Raw genomic sequence first — 18746 nt, forward strand, 5'->3', positions numbered from 1 at the left:
GATTGGCTAAGTTATTGTTTTAACAGTTTGTTTATTGCATTTTAGATAATGCACAGCGTTTTTTTATTTTCTGCACAGTCGGGGTTCGGCTGTGTGATGTCAGTTCTGTTTTTTTGCATAGCGGTTGACCCGATTCTTCCTACTCATGGCCTGGTCATTATTGCCATTCTGAAACCACTTCCGGATTTCTGTGCAGCTGTGTCTGCAGCTCTGGAAGTTAAGGGAACAGTGAACAATAAAAACAGAGGGGGTCGTTGCAGCTGTCCGACCACTCTCATATAACCACGTGCCGCCGAGGCGGTGTTACGTCACAGGAATTCAGCATGAAACATCATGAACTCAAACGCTGGTGTCATTCGGCACTGGCGACCGGTGCTGTAATGGCCGGTCTGCTCGGCGCCGCCAACGCCGCTGCATTTTCTCAAGCTCCGCCAACACCTTCTCCCAGCCTGGGTGAACAGCAGGCATTAGATGCCGTTTATGGTCTGGCTCAAGGGTGCTACGCCGTACAATCGCCACAAAACGGCAAATACATGCGCCGCTTTAAAAAGGCCGCAGCTCTGGTCGACGATGGCCTGAGTTATAACTTTACCGCCAACAACATTGGCGAAGCGGCACATTTCTACTTTAAGCCAACCAGCTTCTCGCATTACATGCTGACCGATAAAGATGGTCGTTACCTGGCCACTCATTTGCCGAATGAAGTGTCGGCTGGTCGTTATGCCGGGCGTTTTGCTGAATTTAAAGTGACCGCCCATTCCGGTAATAATGGTGAGATTCACTTCAGTTTTTACGGCCCTGCGCTGAAGAAAGTGCTGCAGCATAACTATGGCAACATCGGTGCTTACCGCCACGGTGGCTTATACGTTATTGATGCACTGAACCCGGCCAACCTGAACAATGAAACGGCGTTCCGCCTGGTGCCTCAAAGCGATTGCCGACCGTTCCCGGAAGCCGAATTAAATCTGGTGGAAAATCAGCCGTATAAGACCGCCGCGGATCAGCCGGTGCGAGGCTTTATCGATCCGCATACCCATATCACGTCGAATGAGTTTATGGGCGGAAAAATGTTACATGGTAAGCCGTTCCATCGCTTCGGTATTGAGAACGCACTGAATGACAGTAAAGGTATTCATGGCCCATGGGGGGCGCTGGATATTATCGGAAACCTGATGGGTTATGACGATGTGAATCATCGCTACGACACCCGTGGTTATCCGGATTTCCCATTCTGGCCAAACCACAAGCAAATCTCTCACATGCAGCAGTACTACAAGTGGATTGAACGTGCACACAAAGGTGGACAGCGGATTCTGGTGTCTCACCTGGTGGAAAACGAGGTGTTGTGTAATGTGCAGAAAACGGTGAATCCGGCCAGCTGGATCAATCCGAATAACTGTAACACCATGGCCAGTATCTATTTGCAGATTCAGCGTTTACGCGAAATGCAGGATTATATTGATGCCCAACAGGGCGGTCCGGGGAAAGGCTTCTTCCGTATCGTTACCTCTCCGGCTCAGGCACGTCAGGTGATTGCTGACGGTAAGCTGGCGGTTCTGATGGGGATTGAGGCTTCTGAACTGTTCAACTGTGGCCTTAAAGACAGCCACTGTAATAAAGAAAGCATTGAGCGCCAGCTGCGTGATATCTACGACGCCGGTGTACGTGTGATGTACCCGTTACACCGCTTTGATAACAAGCTTGGTGGCGCACGGATGGAAGATGGTTTCATCAACGTCGGTCAGAAGTTATCGACCGGTCGTTTCTTCGAAACCCAGGGCTGTGATGCAGAAACTCAGGGTGCTAAGTTCACTTCCGGTTTCCCATTGATCGGCAAACTGCCAGTGCTGAAAGATATTCTTAATGTGATTGGTCTGAATCCGACCTATGACGAAAGTGTGTTCCACTGTAATCGTCATGGTCTGAGTGAGTTGGGTAATTATTTGGTGAACCGGATGATTGACAAGGGCATGATCATCGAACTGGATCATACCTCGACGAAGACCGCGCGCTCGATTATGGACATCGTCGAAAGCCGCAATTATTCCGGTGTGGTGTCGACTCACAGTCACCTCAATCACGCTCCGGGCTGGCGTCCACATAAATTGCATGAGCGCATTGCCAAAGCCGGTGGATTCCTGGCGCGTTATAACGGCAGCTCTAATGGTATCGAAGGCAGTCTGAGCCCGTACCTGTCGTTAATGGAAGACACTGAGTTCCTGAACGCGGTGGCTTTCTCAACCGATATGGGTGGTATTGGTTCCCAGGCAGGTCCTCGTAATACCGCTGACAACAGCCCACTGATTTACCCGTTCGAAACCGAGTTTGGCACCCGCATTGATAAGCAGAAAACCGGTAATCGTATCTTTGATTACAACAAAGACGGGATTGCTCACTACGGCTTGCTGGCGGATCACCTGGAAGACATCCGTAACCAGGCCAGCCGTCGTGTTTATGATGCAATCATGAACTCGGCTGAAGCTTACCTGCAGATGTGGGAACGCTCGGTGGCTAACAACTCGGCCAAACATATCGATCCGGCGGCCAGCTATGTTTCGATTGTCGATCGTCGCAGTGGTAAGTGTATGGACATTCCGGGTGACGATAACAATCTGAACAACGGTGTGAATGTACAGCTGTGGGATTGTCAGCTAACCGCTAATGATCAGAAGTGGCAGTGGGACAAGCAGGCACAGATGTTCCGTAACAAAGCCAATCCGAATAAGTGTCTGGATAACCGTGGTCACCTGCGCGACGGTGGTGAGATTGTGATCTGGGATTGTATCGATCATAACAACCTGCGCTGGACCTATTCCGGTAACAAAATCGCCAACAAGCACAATGGTCAGTTTGTTGCGGATGCATTTGGAACTGGTAACGGTGCAAACGTTGGCCAATGGAGCCATCACGGCGGGGCGAACCAGCAATGGGAGTTACGTCTGCAGCATCCGGAAGGCCGCTGGGCACAGTTCCGGGTGCAGAGCTCAGGCCAGTGTATTACTGCACCGGGTGGTAATAACGGCGACAAAGTCCGGGTAGAAAACTGCAACAGCAACGACAATCAGCAATGGAAATACGATCCGGCGACGGGTCTGGTGATTTCGAAAATTGCCGGTGCAAAATGCCTGGATATTCCGGCTGGTAACACCAATGATCATTCCAAACTTCAGGTTTGGGATTGTGATGCCAACAATAAAAACCAGCAGTTTAACTTCTCTGGCAATATGTTTCGTGCTCGTCTGAATACCGGTCAGGCGCTGGACGCTGCGGGTAATGAGCTGATTATGTTCCGTGGTCATGGTAACGCTAATCAGCGTTGGCACGGCACACTGAATTAATGCAGAGAATTTTAACGATTTAAGACGGCCTTAGTCAGGCGTTGGCCCTGTGGGAGTAATCTCACAGGGCTTTTTTTATGATCAGAAAAAAAGCAGCGAACCTTTTACGCCATCAACGTACCAGTTCATCCGGTCCAGCTCATCGTCGCTTAATGACTGTCCTTCTTTAACTCGGGTACGGCCACGGTGATTAACAATCGGGCCAACAAAAATCTGCTTTTCTCCGGCCATAATTTCGGCCTGGACACGCTCGATTTCAGCACGAATCAGCGGCGGGATGTTATCGCTGAGGTTGGTCAGCCTGGAGGTTGATTCTTTCATACCGCTCCATTCACTGCTGCTGGCCCAGCGATTATCCAGAACGGCCTGAATGCGTTTGACATAATAAGGCGCCCAGTCATGAACCACAGAAGCCAGGTGATATTTCGGTGCATAAGCTGACATATCGGAGTGATAGCCAATCACATAAACCTGACGTTTTTCCGCGGCTTCAGCCACTGCCGGAGAGTCGGTGTGATGAGTAATCACATCGGCGCCTTTATCCATCAGTTTGTTGGCAAGCTGGGTGGCTTTCTCTGGGGCGTACCAGGATTTGGCCCATTCAACTTCGACGACAGCGTCCGGGTTTGCAGCTTTAACGCCGAGCGTAAATGCATTAATGCCACGAATCACTTCCGGCACGGCATGAGCCGCAACGTAACCAATCTTGCCACTGCGGGTCATATTGCCAGCGACGATGCCAGCCAGATAACGCGGCTCGTAGGCACGGGTTGCATAGTTTGCGAGATTATCGGCACTGCGGTTACCAGTTGCGTGTTCGAATTTAACCTGAGGGTTTTTACGGGCAATGCTGGCCGATGGAATCATATAACCCAGTGAGGTTGCGAAGACGATGTCGTTTTCGTCTGCCAGCTTTTGCAGTACCTCGCGCGATCCACGGCCTTCCGGCACAAACTCAACAAAACTGGTTTCAACCTGAGTGCCGAACTGGCGTTCGATTGCTTGTCTGCCCAGCTCGTGCTGGTGGCTCCAGCCAACCGGATTGGCCGGGCCAACATAGATAAATGCCGCTTTTATTGCAGCCTGAGTTGGCAATGTGGTCAGAAATATTATGGCCAACAGCATAGAGCGGATAACGGCGCCGGAACGACTGGAAAATTGCAGCATTGGTAACCTACAAATCAAAGTACAAAAAACAGGCGGCGCATTTTCCTGATTGATTGGTCAAAAATCAAACGGAACTGCTGACTCTGTCGCTGGCGAAAGCAGAGTCAGTCTTTTAGGTTTACATCTGGGTGTTTTTTAGTCGGAGGGGTGGCGGAAAACGACGAATTTTCCGCTTAATTGTCAGCTTTGCAGAAAATATCGGGCATCGGCTGCGGATTCGTGGGGCAATTCTTCCATCGGTAAGTGAGCACAATTGTCGTACATAATGGCTTTGGCACCAGGAATCCGATCAGCAAATTTTTGCAGGTGGCTGGCTGGAATCCATTTATCCTGCTTGCCCCACATCACCAGTGTTGGCTGCTGAATTTGCTCCAGGTAAGAGGTATCGAAGCCGACGTGATTGCGAATATAGGCAATGACCCGGGTGCCTGCCTGGCGATTTCCAGGGCGCCGCATCATGTCGTAATAACGATCCAGGATAGTGGTCGTCAGCTTCTGTGGCTGGGCGTATGTTCCCTTCACCAGATTATGTACCAGTTGGCGCGGCAGGGCGGTGTGATTAAGTGACCAGCCTGCGAAGGGTATTCCCATACCAACCAGTGCCATGGGCGGAATAAACAGAAAGCCGGCGCTGTCGATCAGAATCAGTTTGCTGACTTTTTCCGGATACCGATAAGCAAATTCATAACTCATCCATCCGCCCAGCGAATTACCGGCAATGGTACATTGCTGAATATCCAGCGCATCGGTAAAAGCATTAAGAAAATTGCTGTAGAGGTGTTTGGTTAAACCGTTCGGGTGTGGGCCGGTGATGCCAAAATTCGGCATATCAAGACTGATAACTCGGTACTCATCACTGAGAATATCAGTCCAGTCGAGCCAGTTGTGTAATGAAGAAAAAATACCATGAATACACAGCAGCACCGGGCCATTCCCAACATCGCGATAATGAATCTGCATGCCATCAATGTCGATAAAGCGTGAATCAGTTAAGCAATGACGCTGCTTAACGGTTTCCAGTGGCAGACTCCAGTGCTCACCATTGATCAGATCACTGAGATTCTGCCAGTAGTTGATTAACATGCGTATACTTCCAAGTTCCATGAATGCTGTTATTGTGCATATCCCCGTCAGCCTGAACAGGGACAATCTTGCCTAACTGCGTGTTATGTAAGAAAAGTTGTTGAGTAATGTTGTAGAAAAATAAGGAGATAACGGTGTTAAACCCGCCTGATCATTTGCGCCCGGGCTTACCTGTCTGGCAACGGGTAGTACTGGGGATCGTGGTATTTATCTATTTCGAAGTGGGTTATTTGTGGGGACAACGCGGCCACAGTATTGAAACGTCCTTTTACGGTAACAGCGAATGGGATGCCTTGGTGCCTTTAATTCCCGAGTTTATTGTTCCTTATACTCTGGGTTATATCTTTGTGTTTGTTCCGATGCTGCTGTTTAAACACAGAGCGGATTATTTCTGGGGTGCCAGTATCTTTATTATTGGTATGTCGCTGGCGTTTCTGGTGTTTAAATTTTTCCCGGTTTATATGGATAAAGACTACGCCACTGGCAATGATATTTTTTCACGACTTACCTACCATCAACAGTACAGCGATACTGACTACAATAACTGTCCGAGCCTGCACGTATCATTAAATCTGTACTGCTGGATTTTATTGTTTATGAAATTCGGCCGACCGATGTTATGGCTGATCTGGATGCCGCTGACCATTATGGCGTCGACGGTGTTGGTGAAGCAGCATTTACTGATGGATATTGCTGCCGGGATTGTCTGGGGTGGTTTAATGGGAGCCGGCTTTTATTGGGCGCGATTTAAACTGAATAACAGCGAAATGATCGGTAAATGGTTATTCCGTTTGTGTCTGGTATTTATTGTGATTGTGCTGGCGCTGAATCTGAAACATATGGCCAGAGCGTTCGAATTATTCAGTATGTTTGTTGCGGAAGGCAGCAGTGTCATTCTGGCAACGGTTGTGATTACTGCGTTGGCATTACTGGCTCTGAAGCTGATTAACCGCAATAAACACCATATCGACAGTTCGCATTAAGTTGATAATTTTTCTGTCGGATTATTTATGATCGGCAATAAAAAAGCGGCCATAAAATGCCGCTGAAAGCAGGGTGAAATCGTTGACGCGAATTTTACCCTTGCATGAGATAAGCCATAGCTTATTTCAGGTGCACTGGTAATCCTTTACCTGAAACTCCGTATTCTTTGGGTTACTCCTCTGACCTTTGGGTTAAACGCCTAAGGTGTAACGCAGGTGGTCATTCAGGAAGCGACCATCCGGATCCATTTCCTGACGAATGCGTTTAAAGTCTTCGAAACGATCGTAACGAGCAGCAAATTCATTGGCATCCAGAGAATGGATCTTGCCCCAGTGTGGGCGGCCGTCGTACTTCCAGAAAATTGGCTCAATCGCAGCAAAGTACTTTTTATAGTCTTTGTCATGAAAGTTATGGCAGCTGATGGCAAAGCCATCACGCTGATAAAACGGGCTCAGCCATACATCGTCGCCCTTGATATAACGCGCTTCAATCGGGAATACGACCGGGATGTTTTGCTTCTCGATTGTATCGAGAATCTCGCGCAAACACTGCGGGCCGACTTCTGCAGGTACTGTGTATTCCATTTCGTTAAAACGAATATCACGCAGATTGCCGTAGATTTCCCACGATTTACCGTAACGGGTTTCCGGCTCAACACCGCTGGCGCCCATGTTAACCAACCAGGCCCGCAGGAACGGAGCATAATCAATTACATTGGATAACAAGCGGAACGCTTCATAAGCATCGCCGCTGGCTTTTGGCGGTTCGGTCGGAATATCTTTCTCTTCAACTTTATCGAGACTGATGCCCAGCATGTAATCGCCGTGTGGCAGAGCGTACATTTCATAATGACGGTGCTTGTCGCGCAATTCTTCCGCGCGTTCCAGGCCCTCGTCTTTCGACATCATCCAGCTGTGTTCTTTCAGGTAATACGCTTTATCGGTTTTGATGCGGGCTTTAGTGACAATACCCAGAGCACCCAGATTGTTACGGGCGGCATTAAACAGATCTGCGTTATTGTTGGCTGAACACTCGGTGATGTTGCCTGCGGCATCGGCAATCCGCAGCTGGGTCACCTGAGTCGACAGGGTTCCCAGGTCTTTACCGGTGCCGTGGGTTGATGTTGCCAGTGCACCGCCAAAAGCCTGAGTGTCGATATCAGACATGTTCAGCATCGACATGTCGTGTTTCCACAGCTTCTTACCGATTTGAGATAAACGAGTGCCGGCCCATACATCGGCTTCCATGGTTTCCGGATTAACGTTCTCAATACCACGCAAACGGGCCAAAGATAGTAAGGTCTGATCGGTCGGAACCAGGCCTGAGAAGCTATGGCCGGAACCTACGGCACGAATATTCTGGTTAGCACCACGAATAGCATCCAGTAGTTGTTCTTCGTTTTTAGGTACCCAGCGCTCGTTGGGTTGACAGTTCTGGTTACCAGACCAGTTGCTCCATGGCAGTACTCGCTTGCCGTCCTTACCAATGATGCCAGCAGGCGCTGTTTTCTTTTCCTGGTTTGAACAGGCGGTGGTTGCTCCACCGGCCAATAAGCCAATACCTGCAGTTTTCAGCAGGTTACGACGACTCATTGGAATACGATCAAAATTCATGGTTATTTCTCCGTCGCCATATAACGCACCAGCGCTTCAATATCTTCTGGCGTACATTCATTACAGGTACCCATCGCTGGCATGTTGCCAACACCAGCAATTGCGTTGTTGACCGTTTCAGTCATGCCTTTATCCAGTACATCTTCCCACTCGTCAGTAAACGCCTGGGGAGCGCCGGATGCATCCACGGCATGACAGGCCGTGCAGTACAGGTCGTAAAGTTCAATGGTGTAATCGTCGGTTGCCAGGGTCATCGGGCTGATCAGACACAGCAGCCAGAATAAAGAATTGCGCATGGTGATACTCGTCATCGTTATTATCTGCAGGATGTTGTTATTGGTGACCTGCTAAAGATTACCTAAAATGGAACGATGGTACAAATAAAAAGCCGATCAACATTGTACTGATTGCTTCTGGCCTCAGAAATCAGTGGCTTCTGTCGTTAGCGGATTGCAGAGCCGGCAGCTTAAAAGGCTGGAGCTGATAGCGTGAAGAAGGGCTGGGTACCGCGTTCCAGAGACGATCGTACAGGTATTGATGCGCACTGTGGAGCTTAATCTGATGTTGGCCCGAATGGTTCAGTTTTTCGTCGAGAAACTGTAGTGTTTCCGGGTAAGGGTGGCCGATAACCACAGCAATACCGCGGTTTTTAGCGAGTTTGACGGCTTTGTCGAACTGGCGTGATATTGCCTCTTGGGTGACCACATGATCGAGAAAAATATCGCGTGTCAGGTGGGGTAATCCAGCCGCTGCGGCTTGTTGAGAAGCAACGCTGCGAGCGGTGGTCAGACTATCCACAAAGAACAGTCCTTGTTGTTGCAGCGTGTTCATTACTACCGACATTGCCTCAGGGCTTTCTGTTAGCAGGCTGCCCATGTGGTTATTTACTCCCTGGACAAACGGCACCGCATGAATGTTATCAAGCAGTGTCTGGCGCCATTGTTGTTCATCCATATCCAGAGTCATGGCGCCAGGCCCCAGCTTGGCGTTGTTTTTGTTCGCCATTGGGGAGTGAAGCATAATGCTATGGCCGCGATTATGGGCCTGTTCGGCTAACGATCGGGCAAAGGGTGTGTGAGGCAGAAAAGCCAGGTTTAACGGCCCGGGTAAGGCCAGAGTGCGTTGTCCCAGTTTTCGATTGTTACCAATATCATCAATAATAATGATCAGGTTCACGTCATTGTTATCAGCATCCGTGGCAGAAACCAGTGGTGCTGACATCAACAGGGTAAAAAAGGCGAAAAAAAAGCCGGGCAGCCAGCCCGGCTTTTGGCAAAGCGTGATCATTTTTGTTGAGACTTCGCCTTAGCCAGAGTGTCGTTTTCGTCGTTGTCAGCTGCAGAGTTCTGTGCGGAAGTCTTACCGGAGGTCGGTGACAAAATAGTCACACCCCGCAACAAGGTGTGGGCCTCGTACAACTGGAAGTCTTTCTTCAGCAGCTCATTCGGGCCAATGGTGTCTTCGTTGTTGTCTGCCTGAGCCTGTGACTCTTCACTGTCATCTTCCGGATTCTTCAGGTGACCCGGCAGATCCGATTCTTTGTAGAAGCGGTTCTCATACGGGGTGACTTCGCTTTGTTCCACGCGGATATCCGGCTCAATACCATGGGCCTGAATCGAACGGCCATCAGGGGTAAAGTAGCGGGCGGTAGTCAGCTTGATGGCTTCGTCATTGGTAATCGGCAGTACGCTTTGTACGGAGCCTTTACCAAACGAGCGGGTCCCGACAATCACTGCACGCTTATGATCCTGCAGGGCGCCGGCAACAATTTCGGAGGCCGACGCTGAACCACCATTAATCAGCACCACAACCGGAATGTCTGCCGCGACCGTGTGTTCAGTGGCGGAGAAGCGCAATTCAGAATTCACTGCACGGCCTTTGGTGTAGACAATCAGGCCTTCACTGATAAAGGCGTCGACGACTTCAACGGCAGCGTCTAACACGCCACCCGGGTTGTTCCGCATATCGAGGATAATGCCGTTCAGAGGTTGGTCGGCGGAGGTCCATTTTTCGATGGCTTTATTCAGCTCGGGACCGGTTTTCTCCTGGAACTGAGTGATACGAACATAACCAATGCCACCACTGAGGGTTTCAGTGCGGACACTGGCGACCTTAATCTCGGCACGTTCGAGAGTGAAGGTCAGCAATTCTTTTTCGTTTTTGCGGCGCACTTCCAGAGTGATTTCAGAGCCGGGTTCTCCACGCATGCGATCAACCGCATCGCTCAGGGTCATACCCATGACCGCTTCGCCATCGAGGGTGACAATCAGGTCGCCGCTTTTGATACCCGCGCGTTGCGCCGGAGTGTCATCAATTGGAGTCACAACACGGATCAAACCATCTTCCATGCCGACTTCGATGCCAAGGCCACCAAACTTACCGGAAGTATTTTCCTGCAGATCGCTGAACGCTTCCGGCTGCAGGTAGGCGGAGTGAGGATCAAGGGATGTCAGCATGCCCTGAATGGCGTATTCCAGCAGCGTTTTATCATCCACTTCTTCAACATAAGAGGTGCGGATGCGTTCAAAAATCTCAGTGAAATTACGCAATTCGCGTAATGGTAGTTTGCCGGGGACGGCGACTTCCTGACCGATTTCCTGTTGCGCAGGTGGTTCTGCGAAAGCGGCCGGAGCCAGAGCCAGGGCAACAATAACGGAGCGAATCAGGTTTAAGGAAGGCGCTGCAAACATGGGCATGAAGTAACTCAAAATAGAACGAATATCCTGAAGAATGGCACAAAAGTCATATCTTTAAAAACTTTCGCCAGTCATAAAGTGTTTAGCGTCGTTTCAGCCAGGCGGCCGGATCTTGTGGCCGACCCTGATGGCGGATCTCAAAATACAGATTCGCTTTGCCACTGTCCTGATTGATTCCCGACAATGCCAGCGTGTCGCCCTGATTCACCCAGGTGCCCACTTCGTGGAACAGTGTCTGGTTGTGAGCGTACAGGCTGAGGTAACCATGGCCATGATCAATAATAGTGATCAGACCAAAACCCCGTAACCAGTCGGAAAACACCACACGGCCGTGGTGAACAGCGCGTACTTTTTGCCCTTCGCGGGTATTAATCAACCAACCATCCCAGCGCGCATGTTGATCACGGCGGTTGCCGAACGCTTTGGCGACACGGCCGCTGGCTGGGCGAGGTAATTTACCTTTCATGGCGCGGAAAGGGCGTTCGTCGTTTTTACGTGGGCTGTTGCTGATCAGCGTTTGCACTTCGCCGAGTAATTTTTCCAGGCGCTTACGGTCGGCCTGCTTGCGCTGTAACCGCTGCTCTCTGTTGGACAGCTGCTTTGACAAACTGGCGAGCAGCTTTTTCTGTTGCTGTTTGCGCGCTGTTAATGCCCGGTTCTGTTTTAGCAGGCGGTTTTCACTTTGTTGCAGCTTCAGCTCTTGTTGCTGAATTTGTTCGGCGATGGTGTCGAGACGTTGCAGCTCGGCGAGTAAACGTTGGATATTTTTGATACGGGCCGCGTTGAAGTAGTCAAAGTAGCGCATCATGCGCTGCACTTGTTGCGGGTCGTCCTGATTCAGCAGCAGTTTCAGCGGGCCCTGATCCCCCAGCTTTTGTGCCGAGCGCAGTTGCTCAGCCAAATGCTGTCGGTGCTGCTGCTTTAATTCACGGAGCTGGCTTTGCTCCAGACGGAGCTTTTTTAGGCGGGATTGCTCCTCCTTCAGCTCAGTTCGGGTGGTTTCGATTTTTTTCAGCAGCTCGGAAATTTCCAGATCGGATTTGCGCAATGCCTGATCCAGCTGACTGTGCTCGTCCCGTGCGGTGTTCAGCCACTGCTCGAGTTTTTTGATTTCCTGTTTCAGGTTACTCAGTTGTTGCTCGTCATTGGCAGCCACCGTGCTGCAGAGCAGCGCGGCGGTGAGTAGCAGAGTCAGGTGTTTGAACATGATGCGAATCCCTGCAGCAACGTATCAGGAAAAGTCGATTAAAGCGTCACCGGCCATTTCTGCCGGCTGCTCCAGACCCATCATGGCCAGTAATGTTGGGGATACATCACATAAGCGACCAGGTTTCAGTTCCAGCTGCTGCTCGCGACCATGAACGTAAATCATATCAACCGGGCCGGTGGTGTGCTGAGTCATTGGTCGACCCTGTTCATCCATCATCATTTCGGCATTGCCGTGGTCGGCGGTGATCAGACATTCGCCACCGACTTCCAGTAATGCTTCGGTAACACGCTTCAGGCTGGCATCAATGGCTTCCGCTGCTTTCAGTGTTGCTTCGTAAGAACCGGTGTGACCCACCATATCGCCGTTGGCGTAATTACAGACGATCAGGTCGTATTCCTGCGACTTAATTGCAGCAACCAGTTTGTCAGTCACTTCAGGCGCGCTCATTTCTGGCTGTAAGTCGTAAGTCGCAACGTCCGGAGACTGGACCAATTCACGGGTTTCGCCGTCGTACAGTTCTTCGCGACCACCGGAGAAGAAGAAAGTAACGTGGGCGTATTTTTCAGTTTCGGCAATACGCAGCTGCTTCAGACCCAGGCTGGAAACGTATTCGCCAATACCATTCACCAGTTTAGCCGGAGGAAACGCACAGCTGGCCGGAATGGTAGCGGCGTATTCTGTCATCATCACAAAGTCAGACAGTTCTGGCGTCACGGCACGTTCAAAGCCATCAAAGTCTGCACCCTCAACAAACGCACGGGTCAGCTCACGGGCACGGTCCGGACGGAAGTTAAAGAAGATGATACTGTCGCCATCTTTCACCTGAGCATCGGCGTCACCAATCACGGTGGCCTGAACGAATTCGTCGTTTTCGTCGCGTTGGTAAGCCGCATTCAAAGCTTCGATACCGTTGGCAGCAGTAAACGGCGCTTTGCCTTCGGTCATGGCGGCATAACCAGCTTCTACGCGATCCCAGCGGTTGTCACGGTCCATGGAATAGAAGCGGCCGATCACAGTCGCCAGCTTGCCATTGCCTAACTCGGCCAGCTTTTCTTCAATCAGTTTGATGGATGGTTCGGCGGAACGCGGTGGCATATCTCGGCCGTCCAGAATGCCATGTACGTTGGAGCGTTTAACGCCTTTGGCTTTGGCCATTTCCAGCAGCGCAACCAGGTGATCTTCGTGGCTGTGCACACCACCCGGTGAAAGCAGGCCAACAAAATGCACGGCGCCATCAGCTGCAATGGCTTTATCCATCGCCGCTACCAGGGCTTCATTGTTTTGCAGCTCATTATCGCTAATGGCTTTGTTGATACGGGTGTAGTTCTGGTAAACGATGCGGCCAGCACCGAGGTTCATATGTCCGACTTCTGAGTTACCCATCTGACCGTCCGGCAAACCCACTGCGGCACCAGAAGTTTGTACCAGTGCGTTTGGATATTGTTGCAGCAGACGATCCCAGGTTGGGGTTGGCGCATTGGCGATGGCATTGTGTTCGGTTTCTTCACGATGGCCCCAGCCATCCAGGATGATCAGTGCGGTTGGAGTAGGACGTGACGTCATGTAAAAACACTCAACTCAGAAATAAAGAAAAGGCCGGCATTGTACCTAAATTGCCGGGCTGCGGCATCTTTGCTGCGCCAGTGCGGATAATTGGGGTTGTAAAAGCATAAAAAGCGCCCAAATAGAAAGGACGGCGGTGGTGACCGGGTCGGCTGAGCGCTATACTGCGCGCTCAAAATTTTCGCCGTAATGGTGCTTTGTTGTACGCAGCAATGTCATCCAGCGGTCATCAATCAGATTAACAATATAGGTCTTGTATGGATCAGCTTTTCGAATTCATTGGCAATCACTGGTGGTTAGTAGGTATCTGGGGTGCATTTCTGGCAGCGCTGCTGTGGGACAACAACCAGCGTGCCGGTCAGACGGTATCAACCGCTCAGGCTACCCAGCTGATTAACAAAGAAAACGCTGTGGTACTGGATATTCGTGACAAGGGCGAATTTGGTAAGGGTCACCTGGCCAATGCTCTGAACATTCCCTATGCCAATCTGGCAAACCGCATGAATGAGTTAACCATTCATAAAGAAAAACCCATCATTCTGGTATGTAAAACCGGTCAGACGGTGAGCATGGCGGGCAAAATGCTGCGTGAGCAAGGCTACAACGCTGTACGCCTGAGCGGTGGCATGATGGAGTGGAACGCACAAAACCTGCCTGTGGTTAAAAAGTAACCTCAGGCGACAATAAGAGTTTAAGGATCTAAGACAATGGCAGAAGAGAACCAAGCGCAATTTGCACTGCAGCGCATATACACCAAAGACGTTTCTTTTGAAGCGCCGAATGCACCCGCTGCTTTCACAAAAGAGTGGAAGCCAGAAATCAAACTGGATCTGAACTCCGGTGCCCGTAAGCTGGACGAGCAGCACTTTGAAGTAACCATCAAGGTAACAATTACGGCAACGAATGCAGAAGAAACTGCATTTCTGGTAGAGCTGGAGCAGGCGGGTCTGTTCACTATTGCCAACATTCCTGAAGAACAGCTGCAGCCAATGCTGGGTGCGATGTGTCCGAACATCCTGTTCCCATACCTGCGTGAAAGCGTTGATGCGCTGGTTGTAAAAGGTGGATTCCCGGCTCTGATGCTGGCACCAATCAACTTTGATGCGCTGTACCAGCAGCGTCTGATGCAGGAGCAACAGGCTCAGGCAGAGAAATCTGAAAGCACGGAAACGATTCAGTAAGTTTTACGCTCTTTCAGTCTTGCAAAAACGCCGTATGTGAAAACATGCGGCGTTTTTTTATGGCCAAAACGCCGGATTGGTCTGCTTCCGTCAGTTTCTGGTTTTGTCCGCTCCGCTGTTGTTGGCAGTGTGCTGTGGTTCTCAGTCTGAGCTTTTTTCAGTAATTAATTAACTTATTTGTTATTAACATGCGGGCGCTGAGACCCCCGTCTGGGTGAATCTCATGGTTACGTCAGAGTCATGGAAAGCCAGATTGTTTCAGGGAGAAAAGTGTCGTAACTCATTACAAAAAGGCTGCAAAAGCCAGACAAAGCACATATGGAGAACAATGTTGAAACTAGTTAAAACTTTTCAGGTAATGATTGCGGTTGCCAGTAGCATGCTGTTAATCACTGCCTGCCAGGACGAAAAAGCTGCCGGACAGGCTGTAGCACCTAATCAAGCAGCGGCAGTTAGTGACGCCGAAGTGGAGTTGGCTACTGAAGCTGAAGTGGCTGTTGAGGAAGCAGAAGTTGTCAGCGAAGAAGCCGTTGCGACAGAGCAGGAAGCAGAAGCTGTTCAGGCTGAAGTCACTAAAGAAGTAGCAGCGCAAGAAAAACAAGCGTCAGCAAACGCTGAAATTGGCGATGCAAACGTTGTTGAAGCTGCTGAAGAAGAAACAAAAGCGGTAGCTTCTCAGGAATAACCCAGTTTTCAAACCTGCTGTTATTCACAGCAGGTTTGTTTGGTGACGGTTTTACCCTATCGCACCTTCATAGCCAATCTGGCGCCAGGCTTCATATACCATCACTGATACACAATTAGACAGATTCATGCTGCGGCTGTCAGCCATCATCGGTAAACGCAACCACTGCTCCTGTGGAAACATCATGCGGACCTCTTCGGGCAGGCCGCGGGTCTCAGGGCCAAACATCAGATAGTCACCTTTGTTAAACGCCACTGACGAATGGGTCGTTTTGCCTTTGGTAGTCAGGCAATAAAGTGTTTCCGGATTCTCATTAGCTATAAAAGCATCGAAATTTTTATGGATTCTGACATTTGCCCACTCGTGATAATCCAACCCAGCACGGCGCAATGCCTTCTCTTCCATATTAAAGCCAAGAGGCTCAATAAGGTGCAGCTGGCAACCGGTGTTGGCGCACAAGCGGATGATGTTGCCGGTGTTGGGTGGGATTTCTGGCTCGAATAAAACGATATTAAACATGGATTCAGGTCAATTTCAGCGCTATCGGGTGGCGACATTATAGTCACGTCTGAACGGTAAGACTATGCAGGCCAAAAGCTGGTCTACACTCTATTACACACTCCCGTGTTTTATAGAGGAACGCCATGCGCTGGCCCTGGCAGAAACAGAAGATCGACAATCAGCGGTGCTTAGGCATTGAGCTGCACAATAGTCAGGCGTTTGCTGTATTACGCGATGCCAGTGGTGTGGTCGATCGCTATTTGCCGGATAGCGATGAGCAGGGGCTGGATGGTATCGCTAATTGGCTCGGAAAACAGGGTTATCAACAGCTTGCAGTGACGATTTCTCTGGATCAACGCGATTACGAGTTACACCTGGTCGAGGCGCCACAGGTACCGGATGAAGAGCTCAGTGACGCGCTGCGCTTCCGCTTAAAAGATCTGGTTAATAAGCCGCTGGAGGATATTGCCGTGCAGGCGTTCCGGTTACCAGCAGACGCTTATCGTGGTCGTATGGATATGGCTTTTGCTGCGGCCATTGAAAAAAGCCGTATTCGTCAGTTGGTTGATTGGTGTGAACAGAACCAGCTGATTCTTGCTGAAATTACCATTCCTGAATTAAGCATGTTGCAGCTGGTGGCAGAAATTGAGCCGGAAACCAGTGTTGGTGTTTTACGCCTGGATCCGGCCGAGGGCATTTTGTACCTCTATCACAACGGTGGTTTGTATCTGACACGGCCATTGGCGGTGGGAACTAATGATCTTGGCTTGCAGGATGGCATGACTGATGAGCTCAGCCTGGAAACCGATAGCCGCATGGAAAAACTGGCGCTTGAGCTACAGCGCTCGATGGATTATTTCGAAAGCCAGCTGGGTATGGGCAGTGTCGGTCAGATCTGGGCATTAATTCCCGACACCATCGAACTGGACCAGGTATTGCCTGAGTTGGAAGAAGCGGTCAATACGCCAATTCGCACCCTGTCACTCGATAGTAGCTTTAATCGTATGCCGGCTGGTATGCCGCTAACCGCCTCCCTGGCGACTGCGTTAGGAGGGAGCTTGTCTTATGAGCTGGCAGATTAAGCAGCGCGTTAATTTTTATACCGACGAGTTTAAGCCACCGCAACTGCCGGATGAGATTGCGCGGTTGTTGCTTATTTCCGCGGCATTGATGTCGTTAATGCTGGTGGTGTTTGTGTGTGTCTGGAGTTATTCCGGTTGGCAGGGTCGTGCTTTAGATAATGCCCGTCAGCAGCAGGCGTTTCTGCAACAACAGCTGGAAACCATAAAAGCTGAGCGTCCACCGCTAACCGCTGATAGTGGTCTTGAGCAGCAAAAACAGCTGCAAGAGCAGCGTTTGATGGCAAACCAAAAAATCCTGCGCTACCTGACTCAGGGACAGTTGGAGCAGAGTCATTCCTTTACGCCGATGGTCGAGCAATTGGGAGAGCAGGATATCAAAGGTGTCTGGTTACAAAGCTTTGTCATTGATGAGCAAGGCCAGCGTATTGGCCTGAACGGTTATGTTGATGATCCGGCGAAACTGTCTCCGTATATCTCCTCTCTGGTGAATCGCAGTGCTTACAAAAACCGGGCATTTCGTTTTATTGATCTGCAAAAAAATGAAGGTAACAGCTGGCTGAAATTTGAGTTGGATACCCGTGCCCGTGATGAGCAGGAAAAAAATGATCTGATCGAGCAGCTGGCCGTGGGAGAGCAACAATGAATTGGTGGCAACAACCCCATATCGCCCGCGCAATTGCCGCGTACCTGGATTTGAATGAGCGTGAAAAACTGCTTACTCAAATCACGTTAAATGCGTTGCTGGTTTTTGTCTTTTTTGTATTTTTAGTCGAACCGTTTTTTTCGTCGGCTCTTTCTCAGCGGGATGAAGCGTCATTGCTGAGTGCAGAAAACAGCCGTTTTGAACAGCAATTGAATGAGCTGCAAAACACACCGGTTATCGACCCCAATCAGGCAATACGCGATCAAATCGAAGCACTGGAAGCAGAATCGCGCAATGTGCAGCTACGTATTGGCAACCTTACAGACGCTTTGGTTTCAACGGAAAACATGGTTGAAATCCTTGAGCAGATGCTGACGCAGGATAAACGTTTAAAAGTCACCAGTCTGGTGAGTGTTCCTAAAGAGCAGATTGAACTGGAAGAAGGTGACGATCAAAGCCGTCTTTTTCGCCACGGGTTAAAAATAACGGTTACAGCTACTTACCCGAGTTTGGTTGCGTACTTAAAACGATTGGATGCGTTGAAATGGCGTGTTTACTGGCAGTCGCTGGAATATAAGGTCAGCCGCTATCCCAAAGGGGAATTAACACTTGAAGTGTATACCCTGAGCACTCGTGAGGAGGTGTTAGGTGCGTAGCTTAATTATTGGTTTTCTGCTGTTTACTGCTTGCTCTGCGTTTGTCGCTCAGGCGGCAGATCCTACTCAACCTCCCGGCTGGTTGAGTGGCAATGCACCGGTAAAAAAACAGACGATTGACCGGAGCCAATTCAATTTGCAGCAAGTACTCAATCGCAGCGGTAAGCGTCTGGCGGTGATTAATAATCAACTGGTTAAAACCGGAGACAAGGTTGCCGGAGCAAAGGTAGTTGCTATTAAAGCGGACTCGGTTGTTCTGAATATCTCGCAAAAACGATTAACCCTGTCTTTACTGAATAGAACAAAAGTGTCTGTTAGCCGATCAGATAATAGGAATTAGTGAT

18 protein-coding genes are annotated in these 18746 nt (G+C 50.0%); 9 read left to right on the forward strand and 9 right to left on the reverse strand.

Going from position 1 to position 18746, the window contains the following annotated elements:
- The first annotated feature begins 323 nt into the window (after nucleotides 1–323).
- Entirely contained in the window at nucleotides 324–3338 is a 3015-nt protein-coding gene (locus ACOQOZ_RS18390; RefSeq protein ID WP_420589608.1) for a ricin-type beta-trefoil lectin domain protein, read from the forward strand.
- An 81-nt stretch (nucleotides 3339–3419) separates the two neighbouring features.
- Here the strand turns inward: ACOQOZ_RS18390 and ACOQOZ_RS18395 are convergent, their stop codons facing one another.
- Both ACOQOZ_RS18395 and ACOQOZ_RS18400 read right to left on the reverse strand, forming a co-directional pair.
- Nucleotides 3420–4505, reverse strand: a complete 1086-nt coding sequence (locus tag ACOQOZ_RS18395) for a BMP family ABC transporter substrate-binding protein (RefSeq protein ID WP_420589609.1) — start codon at nucleotides 4503–4505, stop codon at nucleotides 3420–3422.
- Nucleotides 4506–4685: 180 nt separating this feature from the next.
- Entirely contained in the window at nucleotides 4686–5588 is a 903-nt protein-coding gene (locus ACOQOZ_RS18400) for an alpha/beta fold hydrolase (protein WP_420589610.1), read from the reverse strand.
- A gap of 134 nt (nucleotides 5589–5722) precedes the next feature.
- On the opposite strand from ACOQOZ_RS18400, the gene ACOQOZ_RS18405 reads away from it, so the two are divergent.
- Complete coding sequence (locus ACOQOZ_RS18405; protein WP_420589611.1) at nucleotides 5723–6571, forward strand: phosphatase PAP2 family protein; 849 nt, start codon at nucleotides 5723–5725, stop codon at nucleotides 6569–6571.
- A 192-nt stretch (nucleotides 6572–6763) separates the two neighbouring features.
- Here the strand turns inward: ACOQOZ_RS18405 and ACOQOZ_RS18410 are convergent, their stop codons facing one another.
- From ACOQOZ_RS18410 to gpmI, 6 genes are all read right to left on the reverse strand, one after another.
- Complete coding sequence (locus ACOQOZ_RS18410) at nucleotides 6764–8185, reverse strand: D-arabinono-1,4-lactone oxidase (protein WP_420589612.1); 1422 nt, start codon at nucleotides 8183–8185, stop codon at nucleotides 6764–6766.
- Between the two features lie 2 nt (nucleotides 8186–8187).
- Nucleotides 8188–8496, reverse strand: coding sequence for a c-type cytochrome (locus ACOQOZ_RS18415; protein ID WP_420589613.1), 309 nt, complete (start codon nucleotides 8494–8496; stop codon nucleotides 8188–8190).
- Between the two features lie 115 nt (nucleotides 8497–8611).
- Nucleotides 8612–9472, reverse strand: coding sequence for a divergent polysaccharide deacetylase family protein (locus ACOQOZ_RS18420; RefSeq protein ID WP_420589614.1), 861 nt, complete (start codon nucleotides 9470–9472; stop codon nucleotides 8612–8614).
- Nucleotides 9469–10875 carry a S41 family peptidase gene (locus tag ACOQOZ_RS18425; protein WP_420592432.1) on the reverse strand — a complete coding sequence of 469 codons (1407 nt, stop codon included), beginning with the start codon at nucleotides 10873–10875 and terminating at the stop codon, nucleotides 9469–9471. Before ACOQOZ_RS18425 ends, ACOQOZ_RS18420 begins: the two co-directional genes overlap by 4 nt.
- 88 nt (nucleotides 10876–10963) lie before the next feature.
- On the reverse strand, nucleotides 10964–12088 hold the full coding sequence (locus ACOQOZ_RS18430) for a murein hydrolase activator EnvC family protein (RefSeq protein WP_420589615.1): 1125 nt from the start codon (nucleotides 12086–12088) through the stop codon (nucleotides 10964–10966).
- 24 nt (nucleotides 12089–12112) lie between these two features.
- Nucleotides 12113–13654: a 2,3-bisphosphoglycerate-independent phosphoglycerate mutase gene (gene gpmI / locus ACOQOZ_RS18435; protein ID WP_420589616.1), complete on the reverse strand. Its 1542-nt coding sequence runs from the start codon at nucleotides 13652–13654 to the stop codon at nucleotides 12113–12115.
- A gap of 257 nt (nucleotides 13655–13911) precedes the next feature.
- Here gpmI and ACOQOZ_RS18440 point away from each other — a divergent pair, with 257 nt between their 5' ends.
- The 3 genes from ACOQOZ_RS18440 (at nucleotide 13912) to ACOQOZ_RS18450 (ending at nucleotide 15520) form a co-directional block, all read left to right on the forward strand.
- A complete protein-coding gene (locus tag ACOQOZ_RS18440; RefSeq protein ID WP_420589617.1) occupies nucleotides 13912–14325 on the forward strand; it encodes a rhodanese-like domain-containing protein in 414 nt (137 codons plus the stop codon).
- Nucleotides 14326–14361: 36 nt separating this feature from the next.
- Nucleotides 14362–14835: a protein-export chaperone SecB gene (gene secB / locus ACOQOZ_RS18445; protein ID WP_420589618.1), complete on the forward strand. Its 474-nt coding sequence runs from the start codon at nucleotides 14362–14364 to the stop codon at nucleotides 14833–14835.
- A gap of 328 nt (nucleotides 14836–15163) precedes the next feature.
- Nucleotides 15164–15520, forward strand: coding sequence for a hypothetical protein (locus ACOQOZ_RS18450; protein WP_420589619.1), 357 nt, complete (start codon nucleotides 15164–15166; stop codon nucleotides 15518–15520).
- A 51-nt stretch (nucleotides 15521–15571) separates the two neighbouring features.
- Here the strand turns inward: ACOQOZ_RS18450 and trmL are convergent, their stop codons facing one another.
- Complete coding sequence (trmL, locus tag ACOQOZ_RS18455) at nucleotides 15572–16039, reverse strand: tRNA (uridine(34)/cytosine(34)/5-carboxymethylaminomethyluridine(34)-2'-O)-methyltransferase TrmL (protein WP_420589620.1); 468 nt, start codon at nucleotides 16037–16039, stop codon at nucleotides 15572–15574.
- A 125-nt stretch (nucleotides 16040–16164) separates the two neighbouring features.
- Between trmL and ACOQOZ_RS18460 the strand changes: the two genes are divergently transcribed.
- From ACOQOZ_RS18460 to ACOQOZ_RS18475, 4 genes are read left to right on the forward strand one after another with little or no spacing between them, the layout of a single operon-like run.
- Entirely contained in the window at nucleotides 16165–17103 is a 939-nt protein-coding gene (locus ACOQOZ_RS18460) for a hypothetical protein (protein ID WP_420589621.1), read from the forward strand.
- The gene (locus ACOQOZ_RS18465) at nucleotides 17087–17746 is read left to right on the forward strand and encodes a hypothetical protein (protein WP_420589622.1); all 660 of its coding nucleotides are present in this window, start codon (nucleotides 17087–17089) and stop codon (nucleotides 17744–17746) included. Before ACOQOZ_RS18460 ends, ACOQOZ_RS18465 begins: the two co-directional genes overlap by 17 nt.
- Nucleotides 17743–18402, forward strand: coding sequence for a hypothetical protein (locus ACOQOZ_RS18470; RefSeq protein ID WP_420589623.1), 660 nt, complete (start codon nucleotides 17743–17745; stop codon nucleotides 18400–18402). Before ACOQOZ_RS18465 ends, ACOQOZ_RS18470 begins: the two co-directional genes overlap by 4 nt.
- Nucleotides 18395–18742 (forward strand): hypothetical protein, encoded by a 348-nt coding sequence (locus tag ACOQOZ_RS18475; RefSeq protein WP_420589624.1) that lies wholly within the window; start codon nucleotides 18395–18397, stop codon nucleotides 18740–18742. Before ACOQOZ_RS18470 ends, ACOQOZ_RS18475 begins: the two co-directional genes overlap by 8 nt.
- The last annotated feature ends 4 nt before the right edge of the window (nucleotides 18743–18746 follow it).

It is taken from the genome of Bacterioplanoides sp., assembly GCF_965219715.1.
In the GTDB taxonomy this organism is placed as follows: domain Bacteria; phylum Pseudomonadota; class Gammaproteobacteria; order Pseudomonadales; family Oceanobacteraceae; genus Bacterioplanoides.

Coding starts and splice junctions, on each gene's coding strand:
- secB (WP_420589618.1), top strand. CDS start 14,362: ATGGCAGAAGAGAACCAAGCGCAATTTGCACTGCAGCGCATATACACC.
- ACOQOZ_RS18415 (WP_420589613.1), bottom strand. CDS start 8,496: ATGACGAGTATCACCATGCGCAATTCTTTATTCTGGCTGCTGTGTCTG.
- gpmI (WP_420589616.1), bottom strand. CDS start 13,654: ATGACGTCACGTCCTACTCCAACCGCACTGATCATCCTGGATGGCTGG.
- ACOQOZ_RS18395 (WP_420589609.1), bottom strand. CDS start 4,505: ATGCTGCAATTTTCCAGTCGTTCCGGCGCCGTTATCCGCTCTATGCTG.
- ACOQOZ_RS18465 (WP_420589622.1), top strand. CDS start 17,087: ATGAGCTGGCAGATTAAGCAGCGCGTTAATTTTTATACCGACGAGTTT.
- ACOQOZ_RS18400 (WP_420589610.1), bottom strand. CDS start 5,588: ATGTTAATCAACTACTGGCAGAATCTCAGTGATCTGATCAATGGTGAG.
- ACOQOZ_RS18470 (WP_420589623.1), top strand. CDS start 17,743: ATGAATTGGTGGCAACAACCCCATATCGCCCGCGCAATTGCCGCGTAC.
- ACOQOZ_RS18390 (WP_420589608.1), top strand. CDS start 324: ATGAAACATCATGAACTCAAACGCTGGTGTCATTCGGCACTGGCGACC.
- ACOQOZ_RS18460 (WP_420589621.1), top strand. CDS start 16,165: ATGCGCTGGCCCTGGCAGAAACAGAAGATCGACAATCAGCGGTGCTTA.
- ACOQOZ_RS18440 (WP_420589617.1), top strand. CDS start 13,912: ATGGATCAGCTTTTCGAATTCATTGGCAATCACTGGTGGTTAGTAGGT.
- ACOQOZ_RS18450 (WP_420589619.1), top strand. CDS start 15,164: ATGTTGAAACTAGTTAAAACTTTTCAGGTAATGATTGCGGTTGCCAGT.
- ACOQOZ_RS18410 (WP_420589612.1), bottom strand. CDS start 8,185: ATGAATTTTGATCGTATTCCAATGAGTCGTCGTAACCTGCTGAAAACT.
- ACOQOZ_RS18430 (WP_420589615.1), bottom strand. CDS start 12,088: ATGTTCAAACACCTGACTCTGCTACTCACCGCCGCGCTGCTCTGCAGC.
- ACOQOZ_RS18425 (WP_420592432.1), bottom strand. CDS start 10,875: ATGTTTGCAGCGCCTTCCTTAAACCTGATTCGCTCCGTTATTGTTGCC.
- trmL (WP_420589620.1), bottom strand. CDS start 16,039: ATGTTTAATATCGTTTTATTCGAGCCAGAAATCCCACCCAACACCGGC.
- ACOQOZ_RS18420 (WP_420589614.1), bottom strand. CDS start 9,472: ATGATCACGCTTTGCCAAAAGCCGGGCTGGCTGCCCGGCTTTTTTTTC.